Below are 14,930 nucleotides of genomic sequence, written 5' to 3'. Positions count from 1 at the left end.
TCTTTATTTGACATAAGGGGCAAGTCACTTCAATATTATATATCCCCCTTCTATTTGTGACCTTGCGCACAAATTTATTAACGCTGTATCGGCAATTACTGCGATAATTTTATAGCCATAGTTTCCTCCGTGATTATTTAGGGTTTTACTAATAATGAAAAAAAGAACAATAGCACTGATTTTGTTGATGCTGATTTTGATAGCGGCGGCGGCACTTTTCCATTCTCACAATCAATTTTTGCTATTACAAGGTGAAGTTGATGCACCCGAAGTCATGGTCACATCTAAGGCTAAAGGTCGTGTTATTGAGCGTCATGTTGAGCGTGGGGATGATGTTAAAAAGGGGCAGTTATTATTGACCTTAGAAAGCCCTGAGCTAACAGCGCAATACGCTGCCTTGAAAGCCGCAAGAGATCAAGCAAAGGCACAGTTAGCACAATCGCTCCATGGCACTCGCGAAGAGACGATCCGTCACCTGCAAGCCTCATTGGCACAAGCCAATTCACAATACCAAAATGCGTCTCGTGAATACCAACGCTTAAGTAATTTATCGGCTAAAGGCTATGTTTCAGCCAATGAGCTTGATAATGCGCGTAAAGCGAAAGAAGTTGCTTTTCAGCAAGTTCAAGGGGCAAAAGCGCAGCTTGAAGAAGCTAAGAATGGTGATCGCATTGAATTGCGTCAAAAATATGAGGCGGCGCTGAATGAAGCTGAACAAAAACTCGCGGAGCTTCAAGTCCAATTAGATGATTTACAAGTGAAAGCGCCAGTGGATGGGGAAATCGGTCCAATTCCCGCAGAAGTAGGGGAAATTTTCAATGCGGGCAGCCCGCTTTTGACCATGGTGCGTATACCGCAGTCTTACTTTATCTATAACTTACGTGAAGACATTCTTGTCGATGTGAAAAAAGGCGATAGAGTTCAGCTTGATGTGCCTGCATTAGGCGATAAAAAAATCGAAGCTGAGGTGCGTTATATTGCGCCAAAAGGGGATTACGCAACAAAAAGGGCAACACGTGCAACAGGGGATTTTGACTTGAAAACCTTTGAGGTTCGTTTGTATCCAGTAGAGCCTGTTGACGGCTTAAGGCCTGGAATGAGCGTGCTATGGCGCTGGGATAAATAAAAGGCGCGAGTATGAGATTAAAATTCGCTTGGCATGGTTTTGAGCATGCATTCAGTCGAGAAACACAAGCCGCTATTCGTAGTCCGGTTTTTCACTGGTTAAGCTGGTTGTTTCCATTAATGTTATTCACGTTAGTTAGTGCTAACTTCTCAGAAGGAACGTTGATGGATTTGCCTGTTTCGGTGGTGGATAATGACAGAAGCCCCGTTTCCCGACAAATTATCCGGGATCTCAATGCTGGACCCCATGCTGACGTTAAAGCGATTGATAATAATCTTAATACATCGTTAAAACGATTAGCCAGTGCACAGGATTATGCGCTGCTGTACGTGCCGACTAATTTTGAGGCCGATGCATTACGGGGGCGTCAACCTGAGCTACGCATGTACTATAACGCGCTGTTTTATGCGTCAGGGAGCTATGCAATCCAAGACTTTAGTGGGCTGGTGGCTGAGCTAAATGCCAAATATCGAACTCAGTTGGCAGGTTCGATGGGGAAAGCATTACCACCGCTCGCTCAAGTGACCCTCTCTTATGACAGTTTATTTAACCCTAGTGGTAGTTATATTTATTATCAGCAATTTGCGGCTACCATTCATATGCTACAACTGTTTGTGGTGACCTGTACGATTTACACATTATCACGTAGTTCTATCTTACAAAGCGTGAAGCCTTTCGGTATGGCGGTCTTAGGGAAAATGGCTCCTTATACGCTATTTTTTACGACACTGTTAGTGGTTGAACTTGCGGCTTTGGTCAGTATTTTTGATGCTAAGGTTGTGGGGAATCCCCTCTATATGATAATGGTGGGCTTTTTCTATGTAATAGCGGCACAAAGTATTGGGCTACTGCTATTTAGCTTTACTTCAAGTGCGATTATGGCTTACAGCTTGATAGGGATGCTAGTGAGTATTGCACTCGCTTTCTCCGGTATGGCTGTACCGGAATTATCCATGATTTTACCTGCGCAGATTATTTCCAATATCGAGCCATTAACTCATACACTCAATGCGATGTTTGATATTTTCCTACGTGAGATCTCATTTAAACGTATTGTGGAAGTGTGTCTATTTTTGCTGATTTATCCAATAGTGACGGCATTTTTGATCCGTAAGCGCTTGCCGAAACGTATTGCGGCACAAGGAGGGGAGCTGTAATGCAAATGTATTTTGCGACTTTCCGTAAGGTGCTGATTGGCATGTTAGATAAGCCAATGTGGTTATTATTGATCGTTTCACTGTGTGTGATGAGTTTGGTGTATGCGAAACCCGTCTTGTGGGATCTGCCTGTTGCAGTCATCGATCAGGATCATAGTGTGGCAAGTCGGGCACTTATCCGCGATTTGGATGCGGCGCCTAAAGTTAAATTACACAGCTATGACAATTTGGAACAAGCTCGTAAGGATATGATTAATCGGCAGCTTTTTGCCATTATTATTATCCCGACAGACTTTGAAAAATTCCTGCTAAATGGGAAAAATATCACTATCCCCGTTTATGGTGATGCGACAAACCGTTTAGCAAGTGGTCAGATCCAGCAAGAGCTAATGAGTGCGTATCAAACGTTATTAAATAGCTATAACACCCAATTACTCATCAACTCAGGATTTAGTCAAGAGCAAGCGAACGTCATTATTACGCCAATACGTAGTTTAACAGAGCCGTTATATAACCCGGGTGTAAGCTTTGCCGCGATTGTGTTTCCTGGGTTGTTAGTGATGTTGTTACAACACTCCTTGCTGATTGCTTGTGTTCGCGTGAGTATTGCTATCCGCGGTACACCGAAAGGTAAACCACCATTAGCGGTGTATTTGGGGGCGCTATCGGCCTTGATACCGATCTGGCTATTTTTATCGACCGTCTTTTTTGCATTATGGCCGTGGATCTTAGGCTATCGTCAAGAGGCGCCATTGTATCAATTGTGGATGCTCACTTTTCCCTTCTTGCTTGCCGTAATTGGGTTAGGGAAGTTGGTCACTGAGTGTTTGCGTAGTGTCGAGATGATTTATCTGACATTAGCGTTTATTACAACACCTGTCTTTTACATGTCCGGTACGATATGGCCCTTACAAGCCATGCCAGAATGGGTACGAATGATTGCTTCGGCTTTACCATCAACATGGGCAACGAGTGCCATGGCGGGTATCAATCAAATGGGGCTACCTTTTAGTGGCGTCTTGATGGATATTGTGATGATGTTAGTGCTCGGTGTGATTTATACTGTAATTGGTGTCTTAATTGGCATGTTGCGTGATGGTGAATTACGTCAGATTTCTCATATTATTCATCGTTGGCGTAAACAACATCATAATTAATATTATTCTTCTGGCGTGTTTGATTGTCAGAAAATAAAAAACGATTGCAGTTGGTGGTAGCCAGCTGCAACACCACTAATCATTTTGCTCTCAATATTATTATCTTTATCTGTTTGGTATTCTTACTTAAATATAAGTATTTTTAACATTAGATAAGAAAAATCCATTATTGGTTTATTCGTGACAGAATTGTCATCATCAATTAATCGTTTAGACCTTATGCAGTTATTCTATTATTAATAAAGCGACTTATTTGATACTACTACTCTATCATGCTCAGTAAAAAATGAATCATTAGATCATAGTCTCTAGATAAAAGTAAAATGCACTGAATTATTTATAATCTCTTTATTTTTGAAAAAGGTTAAGCTACATTTATTCCTTTTTCACGGAAATATAATTTCATGGATTTTACAGCTATACTTTCTGCTCTACTCTCCTTTATTAGTTATTTTGCAATTGGTGCTGTTATGGTACTTGCATTCCTCTTTATTTATACACGTATATCGCGTCATAATGAATGGGTATTAATTAAACAGAATAATACCGCCGCTGGCCTTGCATTTATTGGTGCGATGCTAGGTTATATCACTCCGTTATCGAGTGCGATTTCTCATTCTATTAGTATTCTTGACTGTATAATATGGGGTGTTATTGCATTATTAGTTCAATTGCTTGTTCTTGGCGCAACAAAAATCTATATGCCAAAAATCAGTGAAAAAATAGAGCAAAATAATATATCCGCAGGCCTCTTTTTAGGTGGAACATCACTTGGATTTGGTATTTTGAATGCAGTAAGCATGAGCTATTGATGAATAATGATGTTCTATGAAAAATAAAAATAAAATCAAAAGAAAACAGCGTAAGTATAATAAGGCTCAAGAGGGGCCTGAATTAAAGCGTATTGGCCTTGATGTAAAAGATGAACCACGCAAAGGCGCTAATATACTTACGTTGGCAATTATGGGAGGAGCCGTTTTTTTGGGGTTACGCAGTTGCAGTGACGAATCACCAACACCCAAAATAACGATTTTCAAGGGGCTTAATGATTGTGAGCTTGCAGGTTATAGCAACTCTTTTTGTAAACAAAAACAAGAAGAAGCACAACAAGAATTGAATAGAAGCATGGCGATTTACAATCGATTAGTTGATTGTGAATATCATTATGGGAAAGATAACTGTGTTTTAGTTCATCGTGCCCTTAATATAAGAGAATATCAGCAATGCTTATTACAATCAAAGCCAGAATATTGCGATAGCATACAGCGTGATGTTTATGGCCCCAAATTGGCTGGTTTTGCGCTTAATGAATTTCCGCAGCCAGCAAGTAGTAGTCATACAACCAGCTCTTACTCAGGCTCTCATTACTATTTTTCACGAGTTCGTCCATTTTATCGCGCTAAAAATGAACCGAATATTTATCATGAGCTAGGTTCATCCGATAAATGGGTTGCTGATGGTTCGAATAGGCTAAAGCCTGCGAAATATAGTAATAATTCGACTAAAACAACATCAAGAGGGGGCTTTGGGCATAAATCGGGGAGTAGAGGTGGTTAATTATGTTACGAATACCTGTAAAGCCACGCGAAGATTTAGTGCGAATTACGCAAGATTATGGTTTTGACTTCCATATTATCGACAATGAAATTTATTGGGATGAATCGCATGCTTATTGTTTTACATTAGCGCAAATTGAATCTGGCATCGAAGACCCAACCGAAGAGTTGCACCAAATGTGCTTAGAAGTAGTCAATTCTGCTATCAATGATGAACGTATTTTAGAAGCATTAGCCATACCTGAATTATATTGGGATGCGATTGCAAATAGTTGGCGAAATAATAAATCATCACTGTATGGGCGAATGGATTTTTCATGGAATGGATATCAGCCTGCAAAGTTGCTGGAATATAATGCAGATACCCCGACATCACTTTATGAATCGGCATTTTTTCAATGGCAATGGTTATCTGACATGACAGATAGAGGTATGCTTCCTGCAAATGCCGATCAATTTAATTCGATACAGGAAAAGCTTATCCAGCGTTTTTTATTGTGGCGCAATGAGCACCCTTTTTATTTTTGTTGCTGCGAAGGCTCCATTGAAGATAGAGGAACTGTTTTATATTTGGAAGATTGTGCGCGTCAAGCAGGGCTACAGACACAATTTATTTATGTGGAAGACATCGGATTAGGCTTAGGTGGTGTTTTTACGGATTTACAAGATCAAATTATTCACCAAGGCTTTAAATTATATCCATATGAATGGATGTTCCAAGATGATTATGGTCCGGTATTACGTAGTGAACGAACAGAATGGGTAGAACCTTTATGGAAATCCATTTTAAGTAATAAAGGACTATTACCGTTATTATGGCGTTTTTTTCCTAATCACCCTAACTTACTTCCTGCCTATTTTGCGGATGAGCAGAGCGATATTGTGGGAAAATTAAAACAGGATATGGGGAAAGCGTGGCAAGGGTTTACGACAAAGCCATTATTTTCACGGGAAGGCGCTAATGTTTCATTATTTTTTAATAATGAGCAAGAAGTGATCACGCAAGAATTAGGGATGTATGCTCATGAGCCTAGAATTTATCAGGCGAGTGCTTTTTTGCCTAAATTCGGTAATGACTACACTTTAATTGGGAGCTGGGTGGTGGGGGATGCCCCAGCAGGGATAGGTATACGTGAAGATAACTCTTTAATCACAAAAGATACTTCTAGGTTTGTTCCTCACTATATTATGAATGAGTGAGTGTGAGGTAATGCTGTGAACCGTGCAATTTATTCATTTTTCAAAAATAAAATCAATGAGATGCTTTAGGATGAATACACAGCGGGAAGCTGGTGTTTGCTCCCGCTTTTTATCCAATGGCGCTGATTGATATTGCGGCTAAGGCAGCATTTCTAATCCTGCCACTTGCCTCCAATAACCATTACAACTCTTGTCATTGATGACCAGTGGCGCTTCTCCGGTTTGATTCGCTTTAAATTGCGCCAATATGTCTAGAGACTCAATGTTCTCCGGCGAAATACGTACAATATCAACCAAATCAATCATAGATGTTTGCTCATTACCTAGGTTGTAGCAATAGCCACTTTGTGTCTGTAACCCGTTGAGAGTAAACACTTGCTGTTGTTCTTGAGAGAACACCTTTCGCCCCTGAGGATAGTGAATGCAGCAAGTTTCACAATCATCTTTGGCACGATTTTCTGAGCGGGCAGTAAAACAGCGAGCAGAGTAGGCCAGCGGTAAATGACCATAACTCATCACTTCTACTTCAAATTTGCCACGTATCCCCAATTCATCGCATTGATTGAGTAAATTGATCAACCAGTCACGAGAAAGCTCTACAGGCATACACCAACGCTGCATGCCTTGGCGTAATAATATATTGAGGGTCTGTGCGTTATAACAATTCAAACCATGACCAGCAATAAAAGGAAGATGGCGCTCAGTGAGCATATTGACGACACCAAAGTCATGGGCTTCAACCAAAAAATCGCCATTATCAACGAGTTTACTTATTTCTTTAAGTTCGGAAGGTGCCTGCAATAGCGCTAATGTACTTAAGATAATCTGCTTGCCACTTAGCGCTAGCGTTTTTGCTAATTCAATCCAATCAGCCGGTTTCATTTCACGGCGCTTGCTACAAACCGTCTCACCAAGATAAATAATATCGGCTTCACTTTGTGCTGCTTGCTGATAAAAATCATATAGCTCTTGTTTAGGCCAGTAATAAAGAACTGACCCTAATGCATACTTCATCATCTATTCCTTATTATTGCCATTTACGATGGTAAGCGCCTAATGTGGTTTGGCTGCCTTCAGAAAGCCCACCCAGTACTTTTATCCATTGTGGATCTGCAATAAATTGCTCTGGGTTTGCATGATATGTATCGATAGCTTTTCGCCAGATGCGTGTCACTTCGGTGACGTAAGCAGGGCTGCGCTGGCGGCCTTCAATTTTGACCGAGGCGATATTCGCCGCCATTAGGTCTGGTAGTAATTCGATGGTATTGAGGCTAGTTGGCTCTTCGAGTACATGATATCGATGGTCATCCACCAAATAACGCCCTTTACAGAGAGTGGGGTAGCCTGCATTTTCATGACTTTGGTAGCGATCAATAAGCACTTCATTTAAGCGTGACTCCATGCCATGAGGCGTTTGTTGCCAACGAACGAAACGCGCGGGCGAGCATGCCCCAACAGTATTGGGGGATTCACCCGTTAAATAGGAAGAGAGATAGCAGCGTCCTTCCGCCATAATACATAGGCTACCAAAAGCAAAGACTTCTAAGGGGACAGGGCTACTTTTAGCGAGTTGTTTGACTTGATGAATAGATAGAACCCGAGGCAGTACAATCCGATGAACATTAAAATTGCGGGCATAAAAGCGAATCGCTTCGGTGTTGGTTGCTGAAGCTTGAACGGAGACATGACGTTCAATATGAGGATATCGGTGTGCAGCATACTCAAGCATCGCGAGATCGGCAAGGATCAGGGCATCAGCCCCTAGCGAAGCCGCAAGATCGACCGAATCTTTCCAACGTTGAAAGCCATCTGGGTGAGCAAATGTATTGATAGCAATATGAAGTTTACGCTGATGTTGATGTATGTAGCGCTCTGCTTCTTGCAATTTTTTTTCAGTAAAGTTGAGTCCAGCAAAATGGCGTGCGTTAGTATCATTTTTCAAGCCAATATAAACCGCATCGGCACCGTTATCGACAGCGGCTTTAAGGGCCGGTAAGTTGCCTGCTGGGCAGAGTAATTCCATGGTATCTGTTCCAGTTTAAATTTTCGACAACTTAGCATTCTAGTCAACTCATGCGATGTAAATTTTGATTTAAGGCATTGAATTGGCTGTTGGCTATCTGTTTTTGTGGCTTATGAGGTCATGACTCCATGAGCTTTTTGGCATAATAAAAAATAAATGCTGGCGAGAAGTGTAAACCTTGATATAGGATCAAGTGAGTATTTATTTTCTCTGGCATGATATGACTATTCTATTATTGAGTATGTCGATATAAATGCCTGTTCTAATACTGATTTGCTACCGAGAGGCCGTAGCTGATGCTGGGGTGTGTATTTAACGGGCAGGCAATTGATACGGGAGTCAGTGCTGTGTTAGCTAAAATTCGTTCTCAACTTATTTCAAAAGGGCCTTCATTATTGAAGTTACCTTTAAAAGTGACCCCATTTGCAGTGCAGCGTCAAGTACTTGAGCAGTTACTGAGCTGGCAGTTTCGTGAATCGGTCAAAGAAGGGGAATTGGATTTTCTCGAAGGGAAATGGCTGAAAGTTGAAGTCAGTGACCTTGATTTAGTCTGGTTCATTAGTTTGCAAAATGGCATGTTAATTGTGCGTAATCAAGAGCAAGCCGATGTCAGTGTCTGTGCTACAGCCAATGACCTGATCCTTATCGCGGCGCGTAAAGAAGATCCTGATACGCTGTTTTTTCAGCGCCGTTTGGTCATTGAAGGTGACACCGAATTAGGGCTGTATGTAAAAAACCTTATGGATGCTTTTGAGCTAGACAATATGCCGACACCCCTGCGTTTTGCATTACTACAATTGGCCGACTTGATTAAAACGACTCAACAAAATGAGGACACAGAGCATAAAGGCTCCGTGGTTGCCTCATGCTAATTCGTGTTGAAATTCCTGTCGATGCTATGGGGATCGATAAGTTACTGCGTGACACTTTCCCGACGGAAGCAGAAGCCGATCTGGTACAAAAGCTACGAGAAGACGGCTTATTGACTCTGGGTGTTGTTGCCACGAATGACAACGGCGAAGTGATCGGTTATGTCGGCTTTACACCTGTCGATGTCAACAATGAAGACGTTCAATGGGTTGGCCTTGCACCGCTTGCAGTGAGTAAAGCGCACCAAAAACAAGGCATTGGTGGGCAACTTATTTATGAAGGGCTAGATAGTCTTAATGAGTTTGGCTATGGTGCGGTTGTGGTATTAGGAGATAGCAACTATTACCGCCGTTTTGGCTTTGAACCTGCCTCAAAATATGAAGTTTTCAGCCAGTGGCCTGAATTGCAAGAGCATTTTATGATTTGCGGGCTAGAAAATGGCAGCTTGAGTGATCACAAAGGGCAGGTGACTTACTCTTCACACTTTGATGTATTCTGATGCGTTAAGTAATCAAAGATATTAATGGGCTGGTCAATAACCAGCCTTTCTTTGGCGGCTTTACTCAGTTGTTTTATCTGATATTCCAATCTTGACGCGGTAGCGCGATCCCCGGCTAAACAATCAAATACTAGCGTGAGCGGCATTTTCCCCTTCAACGCTTTTGCGCCTTTTCCCTCTTTATGTTGGGTAAAGCGGCGCGAGACATCTGTGGTGATCCCACAATATAACCTGTTATTTTTCTCTCTAATTAGGTAAATGTACCAGTTTTTCTGCGTAGACATTTTATTTTGTTGCCCTATTTTTGACTTTCTGTGCTGAAATTTAAGGGGAAATAATTCATAAATAGACTAAAAATCTCGCGAACAAGGATAGCCATAACTTATTAAATTATAAATAAAAAATGACACATTAAAGTCATAAATTTGTAACCTAAAGCGTGGTTTTGATTCAAAATATTTGAACTATAACAGCAAAATTAGCTAATTTTCATCGTAACTAAAAGAGCATAATATGATCCATATCACAGGGGGAGAACAAAAGTCCCTGATAAAAATGAATATACAATGAGGAAAACATTATGAAAAAATCAACATTAGTCGCTGCAACTTTGGCTTTAAGTGCTATTTCATTTGGTTCAATGGCTGCTGAAGAAGTTCAACATTCTAGCCAACCAGCTGCGGGTTATGTTTCTGTATCAGGTGCTGTTAGTGTTAATGACCTGACTGAAAAGTTAGCCAAAAAAGCTGATGAAGCTGGTGCAACTTCATTCCGTGTTATCTCAGCTGGCGGTGAAAACTCAATGAATGGTGTTGCTGCAATCTATAAATAATTTATAGTACCTAGCAAATGTAATACCAAACGTTCAGAACAGCTTAAGCACGCTCAGCGATAGGATGTACATATTCAAAGAGCGTGTTCTGAACGGTCAATATGGGCTTTTGCTATGAATGATGAACACGCCTTACAACATATCCAACGTTACTTTTCTCGCCAACACGTCTTTTCTCTATTTACTTGCCACGGCAATGATATCTGGCCTGCCAGTTGTTATTATGCATTTGATGCTAAGTCGATGAGTTTATTCTTTATGACCGATCCTGCTTCACGCCATGGTCAACTGATGACTGAAAATTCTCACGTCGCAGGGACTGTCTCTGCCCAAACGAAAGTGGTTAGCCAAATCCAAGGGCTACAATTTATTGGGCAAGTGATAGCGCTGGATGGGAGCTTACGACAGCAAGCCCATCAATTTTATTGTCGTCGCTTCCCTGTGGCATTGACGGCAAAACTGCCTGTATGGCGTTTGCAGTTACAAGAAGTCAAAATGGTCAATAATAAATTGGGTTTTGGCAGCAAGCTCTATTGGTCTAGAAATCGCTAGCGTAATTTATGGATCACTTGATTACTGCTTCCTCGCCAAAGTAACGCGGGGTCATGCAGCGCTTTTACAAATTTCCCATCAACCAGTACATTGATCAAACTCACCACCTTATGTTGCTCGGCGGTCAGTTCGGCAAATTGATAGCCTGTCCATAGCCAAATGTCTTTATCTGGACAAACGGTTTTTACACGTTTAACCAACTGAAAGATCGCTGATAAGTTAGCGGGATGTAGTGGATCCCCGCCGGAAAGGGATAAACCTTGCCGACGGATACGGGTATCTTGTAAATCTTGAATGATCCTATCTTCCATTTCCTGAGTGAATGGAATACCCGAATCGAGGCGCCATGTGCTTTGGTTATAACATCCTCGGCACTGATGAACACATCCTGAGACGAACAGTGTGCAACGCGTGCCTGGACCATTCACGACATCAACAGGGTAATATTGATGATAATTCATACTATTAACCTAACTGCCCATTACCTAGGTGTTTGATACGTCGCTTCACTTCTTCTTGCTTGCCTGCATTAAATGGGCGTGCATCAGGGCTGCCAAGGTAACCACATACTCGGCGGATCACTGAGACACGGTTAGTATCATGGTTACCACAACGAGGGCAAACAAAGCCTTTACTGGTACAGTTAAATTCACCCGTAAATCCACACTCATAACATTCATCTATGGGCGTATTTGTTCCATAATATGGAACATGCTCATAACTGTAATCCCAAACATCTTCAAGCGCTTTGAGGTTATGCTGCAAATTAGGATACTCGCCATAGCAGATAAAGCCCCCATTTGCGATGGCAGGGTAAGGTTGTTCAAAGTCTATTTTGTCGTATGGGTTCACGCGTTTTTCAACATCAAGATGGAAGCTATTTGTGTAGTAGCCTTTGTCTGTCACACCAGCTATTACGCCAAATTCAGCAGTATCAAGGCGGCAAAAACGATCACATAAGTTTTCACTAGGTGTACTGTACAGGCTAAAACCATAGCCAGTTTCTGCTTTCCACTCATCTGTTGCTTGGCGTAGGCGGTTAACAATCGCGATGGCTTTTTCCCTTAAGTGCTCACTGTCGTAAACATGGTTTTGCGTACCAAATAGTGCATTGATGGTCTCATGTAGTCCGATATAGCCGAGCGAAATTGAGGCTCGACCCTTTTTAAAGATTTCTGCAACGCTATCATCAGCGGCTAATCTTACACCGCAAGCCCCCTCCATATAGAGAATTGGCGCGACACGTGCTTTGACGTTTTCAAGGCGTGCGATCCGTGTCATAAGGGCTTTTTTAGCAATAGATAAACGTGCTTCCAACAGTTGCCAAAATGCGTCTTCATTGCCTTGTGCTTCAATGGCAATGCGAGGCAAATTAAGGCTGATCACCCCTAAATTATTGCGACCATCATGAATTTGTTGCCCCGCTTCTTCGTAGACCCCTAAGAAGCTACGGCAGCCCATGGGGGTTTTAAACGATCCGGTCACTTTAACAACTTGGTCATAATTAAGGATATCGGGGTACATGCGCTTGCTAGCACATTCAAGGGCTAACTGTTTGATATCATAGTTAGGATCACCAAATTGGTGGTTTAACCCTTTTTTAATGGCAAAGACCAACTTAGGGAATACGGCTGTTTTACGATTTTTGCCTAAACCTGCAATACGATTTTTCAAGATGGATTGTTGGATTAAGCGCGCTTCTTTCGAGGTGCCAAGACCAAAACCAAAGGTGACAAAGGGGGTTTGCCCATTCGCGGTATGCAATGTATTGACTTCATATTCTAGGGATTGGAAAGCATCATAGCACTCTTTTTCTGTTTGGCAGTCAGCATAACCTTGAGCATCATTGATCCCCCACGTTTCAGCCGTTTTAAGATGTTTTTCATAGCTGATGCGTACATAAGGAGCCAGAATTTCATCGATGCGATTAATCGTCGTACCACCATAAATATGGCTAGCAACTTGCGCAATGATTTGTGCAGTCACGGCGGTTGCTGTTGAAATTGATTTTGGCGGTTCGATCTCTGCATTACCCATTTTAAACCCTTGCGTAAGCATGCCTTCAAGATCGATCAACATACAGTTAAACATCGGGAAAAAGGGGGCATAATCAAGGTCGTGATAGTGTATTTCTCCTCGTTCATGAGCGATAACGACATCACGAGGCAAAATATGCTGTTTGGCATAGTGCTTAGCCACAATACCAGCAAGTAAATCACGTTGAGTCGGGATCACTTTACTGTCTTTATTGGCATTTTCATTAAGCAGTGAAACGTTGCTTTGTTCGATAAGGCCGCGAATATCATGGGTAAGTTGGCTGCGTTTTTCGCGAGCACTATCCCTATCATGGCGATATTCAATATAGGCTCGAGCGAGGTCTTTATAAGGGCCTGACATTAGTTGATTTTCAACAGCATCTTGGATCTCTCGAATATCGACTTTTTCACGGTTGCCAAGTTGCTCTGTGACCGTTGTAGCAACTTGAAGGCAATAGTCATCATCCTGAATATTCACAGCCGCTGATGCACGTTTTATTGCCTCTTGAATTCTTTGGAAGTCAAAGTTCACTTGGCAACCATCTCGTTTAATCACAACCGTTTTCACTGAAATGCTCCTTGTTGAGTTATCCACAACCTTAAACCTAGCGATAAGTTTCCGCTGCATGTGCGAAGGGAATGTGGATAAAACTGTGAATAAATACTATATGTAGTGTTTGATTATGTAATTAAAGCACAATATATAGTTTATTGCTCTTTTTTAGCTATCGATAATTTGATCCACAACAAGGAAAAAAATAAATTGTATGAATATCAAAAGCGGAGGAGATGAAAAATAAAAACGCCCCTAATTATTTAGGATGATGGCAACCTTGAGCACTCGATAGGTTTTCGAACAAATGGTTTTTTCCAACAGCGCGATATATCGAACGGTGACCTAAGTTGTGTCATTACTGCAATTGGCAACTTAAATGAGACTCTCCTATGCCATCATCATTGGATGCATGGAATATCACGCTCCCCCTGAACTGGCTTCTGCTCTTTCCCACGGAAGAAGCCATATTTCCCACTTTTTGCCGTTCAAGAGCTAGCGCATTTCTGACAAGATTTGGCGGGTTATACAGGCAAAGTGGCCACCAAAACTGCGGGCCAAATTATTTTGTTGACCATTATCAGAGCATAGGCGTGGCTCTGGATATTAATATCCAGTTGATAATCGATTAGTCGTATTGTCGATGGAGGATTTGAGTCGGTGAAGATTTTGAGGATAGGGCTTTGATAAGGGTATTGTTGGCATTTAAAGAGCGCTGATATGCGATGATGAGTAATATTTTTATTTCACTGTTAAAAAACAATAAATTATCATTAAATAAATTTAATAGCGAAAAGTGATAACGCATTTAATGAGTAATTAAGGTGGGTTATATTGTATTTAATGGGTTACACCTATGTTTATTATGGGTGTTCTTAGAGTGCGTCTAAGTTTATGAGTATTTTTTCTATTTTTTAATGGCGCCAAAAAATAAGCAATATTGAGGTTTTTTGTTTTATTATTGAAAAAAATAAAGCTATATCTCTTATAAAAATATCAAAATAATTAAATATGTAACAAAATGAAAATAGCGTTAAATAAAATCAACATACTCTCATTAAGAATAAGACATTGTTTGGAGATTTATATGGTTTTGATTATCATGATTTATTGTAATCCATTGATATATAGGAACCAAATTAATATTTGGTTATGTCGATGCCATTAATAACAAATATTTAATAGTTATCACCTATCGAAATATGGAGACTTATCGTTAAAAACGTATTTACTCTAAATGGGGTTGGTTCTATATTCGCCATCAATTTATTATTTCAAAAATATCAAAATAATAGTTTTATTTTATGAATTTTTATTTGAGAAACTAAATTTAATATGGCAATAAAAATTCATTAAATATAAATATTGA

At 40.8% G+C, this 14,930-nt stretch carries 15 protein-coding genes; 10 read left to right on the top strand and 5 right to left on the bottom strand.

Features of this window, described 5'->3' with window-relative positions; all coding sequences use genetic code 11:
* Positions 1–154 precede the first annotated feature (154 nt).
* From PR709_RS14265 to PR709_RS14240, 6 genes are all read left to right on the top strand, one after another.
* On the top strand, positions 155–1,126 hold the full coding sequence (locus PR709_RS14265) for an HlyD family secretion protein (protein ID WP_004915837.1): 972 nt from the start codon (positions 155–157) through the stop codon (positions 1,124–1,126).
* Positions 1,127–1,137: 11 nt separating this feature from the next.
* Entirely contained in the window at positions 1,138–2,283 is a 1,146-nt protein-coding gene (locus PR709_RS14260) for an ABC transporter permease (protein ID WP_004915838.1), read from the top strand.
* Positions 2,283–3,440, top strand: a complete 1,158-nt coding sequence (locus tag PR709_RS14255) for an ABC transporter permease (protein WP_004915840.1) — start codon at positions 2,283–2,285, stop codon at positions 3,438–3,440. Before PR709_RS14260 ends, PR709_RS14255 begins: the two co-directional genes overlap by 1 nt.
* Before the next feature lie 404 nt (positions 3,441–3,844).
* Complete coding sequence (locus PR709_RS14250) at positions 3,845–4,252, top strand: DUF350 domain-containing protein (RefSeq protein ID WP_004915844.1); 408 nt, start codon at positions 3,845–3,847, stop codon at positions 4,250–4,252.
* A gap of 16 nt (positions 4,253–4,268) precedes the next feature.
* Positions 4,269–4,997 (top strand): DUF1190 domain-containing protein, encoded by a 729-nt coding sequence (locus tag PR709_RS14245; protein ID WP_076914545.1) that lies wholly within the window; start codon positions 4,269–4,271, stop codon positions 4,995–4,997.
* Between the two features lie 2 nt (positions 4,998–4,999).
* On the top strand, positions 5,000–6,196 hold the full coding sequence (locus PR709_RS14240) for a glutathionylspermidine synthase family protein (protein ID WP_004915847.1): 1,197 nt from the start codon (positions 5,000–5,002) through the stop codon (positions 6,194–6,196).
* A gap of 138 nt (positions 6,197–6,334) precedes the next feature.
* On the opposite strand, the gene PR709_RS14235 is transcribed toward PR709_RS14240, so the two are convergent.
* Together PR709_RS14235 and ubiU are read right to left on the bottom strand one after the other, a co-directional pair.
* Entirely contained in the window at positions 6,335–7,210 is an 876-nt protein-coding gene (locus tag PR709_RS14235; RefSeq protein WP_014657333.1) for a U32 family peptidase, read from the bottom strand.
* 13 nt (positions 7,211–7,223) lie between these two features.
* A complete protein-coding gene (gene ubiU, locus PR709_RS14230; protein WP_004915849.1) occupies positions 7,224–8,219 on the bottom strand; it encodes a ubiquinone anaerobic biosynthesis protein UbiU in 996 nt (331 codons plus the stop codon).
* A gap of 347 nt (positions 8,220–8,566) precedes the next feature.
* On the opposite strand from ubiU, the gene ubiT reads away from it, so the two are divergent.
* Both ubiT and PR709_RS14220 read left to right on the top strand, forming a co-directional pair.
* A complete protein-coding gene (gene ubiT / locus PR709_RS14225; protein ID WP_014657334.1) occupies positions 8,567–9,091 on the top strand; it encodes a ubiquinone anaerobic biosynthesis accessory factor UbiT in 525 nt (174 codons plus the stop codon).
* On the top strand, positions 9,085–9,588 hold the full coding sequence (locus tag PR709_RS14220) for a GNAT family N-acetyltransferase (protein WP_036942691.1): 504 nt from the start codon (positions 9,085–9,087) through the stop codon (positions 9,586–9,588). Before ubiT ends, PR709_RS14220 begins: the two co-directional genes overlap by 7 nt.
* On the opposite strand, the gene PR709_RS14215 is transcribed toward PR709_RS14220, so the two are convergent.
* Positions 9,561–9,872 carry a GIY-YIG nuclease family protein gene (locus tag PR709_RS14215; RefSeq protein ID WP_004915852.1) on the bottom strand — a complete coding sequence of 104 codons (312 nt, stop codon included), beginning with the start codon at positions 9,870–9,872 and terminating at the stop codon, positions 9,561–9,563. The genes PR709_RS14220 and PR709_RS14215 overlap by 28 nt on opposite strands.
* Before the next feature lie 296 nt (positions 9,873–10,168).
* On the opposite strand from PR709_RS14215, the gene PR709_RS14210 reads away from it, so the two are divergent.
* Positions 10,169–10,420, top strand: a complete 252-nt coding sequence (locus tag PR709_RS14210; protein WP_004915853.1) for a DUF1471 domain-containing protein — start codon at positions 10,169–10,171, stop codon at positions 10,418–10,420.
* A 114-nt stretch (positions 10,421–10,534) separates the two neighbouring features.
* A complete protein-coding gene (locus PR709_RS14205; RefSeq protein ID WP_060561476.1) occupies positions 10,535–10,972 on the top strand; it encodes a YhbP family protein in 438 nt (145 codons plus the stop codon).
* On the opposite strand, the gene nrdG is transcribed toward PR709_RS14205, so the two are convergent.
* Positions 10,969–11,433: an anaerobic ribonucleoside-triphosphate reductase-activating protein gene (gene nrdG, locus PR709_RS14200; protein ID WP_014657338.1), complete on the bottom strand. Its 465-nt coding sequence runs from the start codon at positions 11,431–11,433 to the stop codon at positions 10,969–10,971. The two genes, PR709_RS14205 and nrdG, sit on opposite strands and share 4 nt — an antisense overlap.
* 4 nt (positions 11,434–11,437) lie before the next feature.
* The gene (gene nrdD / locus PR709_RS14195; protein ID WP_014657339.1) at positions 11,438–13,576 is read right to left on the bottom strand and encodes an anaerobic ribonucleoside-triphosphate reductase; all 2,139 of its coding nucleotides are present in this window, start codon (positions 13,574–13,576) and stop codon (positions 11,438–11,440) included.
* Positions 13,577–14,930 lie beyond the last annotated feature (1,354 nt).

Origin of the sequence: Providencia sp. PROV267, assembly GCF_028477825.1 — a bacterium.
GTDB lineage: Bacteria > Pseudomonadota > Gammaproteobacteria > Enterobacterales > Enterobacteriaceae > Providencia > Providencia stuartii.
The sequence above is the reverse complement of the archived record's forward strand: the minus strand, read 5'-3'. Positions and strand labels throughout refer to the sequence as shown.

Bases quoted from the DNA above. Each gene is read 5' to 3' on its own strand.
- PR709_RS14265 (WP_004915837.1), top strand. From the start codon at position 155: ATGAAAAAAAGAACAATAGCACTGATTTTGTTGATGCTGATTTTGATA.
- PR709_RS14260 (WP_004915838.1), top strand. From the start codon at position 1,138: ATGAGATTAAAATTCGCTTGGCATGGTTTTGAGCATGCATTCAGTCGA.
- PR709_RS14255 (WP_004915840.1), top strand. From the start codon at position 2,283: ATGCAAATGTATTTTGCGACTTTCCGTAAGGTGCTGATTGGCATGTTA.
- PR709_RS14250 (WP_004915844.1), top strand. From the start codon at position 3,845: ATGGATTTTACAGCTATACTTTCTGCTCTACTCTCCTTTATTAGTTAT.
- PR709_RS14245 (WP_076914545.1), top strand. From the start codon at position 4,269: ATGAAAAATAAAAATAAAATCAAAAGAAAACAGCGTAAGTATAATAAG.
- PR709_RS14240 (WP_004915847.1), top strand. From the start codon at position 5,000: ATGTTACGAATACCTGTAAAGCCACGCGAAGATTTAGTGCGAATTACG.
- PR709_RS14235 (WP_014657333.1), bottom strand. From the start codon at position 7,210: ATGAAGTATGCATTAGGGTCAGTTCTTTATTACTGGCCTAAACAAGAG.
- ubiU (WP_004915849.1), bottom strand. From the start codon at position 8,219: ATGGAATTACTCTGCCCAGCAGGCAACTTACCGGCCCTTAAAGCCGCT.
- PR709_RS14220 (WP_036942691.1), top strand. From the start codon at position 9,085: ATGCTAATTCGTGTTGAAATTCCTGTCGATGCTATGGGGATCGATAAG.
- PR709_RS14215 (WP_004915852.1), bottom strand. From the start codon at position 9,872: ATGTCTACGCAGAAAAACTGGTACATTTACCTAATTAGAGAGAAAAAT.
- PR709_RS14210 (WP_004915853.1), top strand. From the start codon at position 10,169: ATGAAAAAATCAACATTAGTCGCTGCAACTTTGGCTTTAAGTGCTATT.
- PR709_RS14205 (WP_060561476.1), top strand. From the start codon at position 10,535: ATGAATGATGAACACGCCTTACAACATATCCAACGTTACTTTTCTCGC.
- nrdG (WP_014657338.1), bottom strand. From the start codon at position 11,433: ATGAATTATCATCAATATTACCCTGTTGATGTCGTGAATGGTCCAGGC.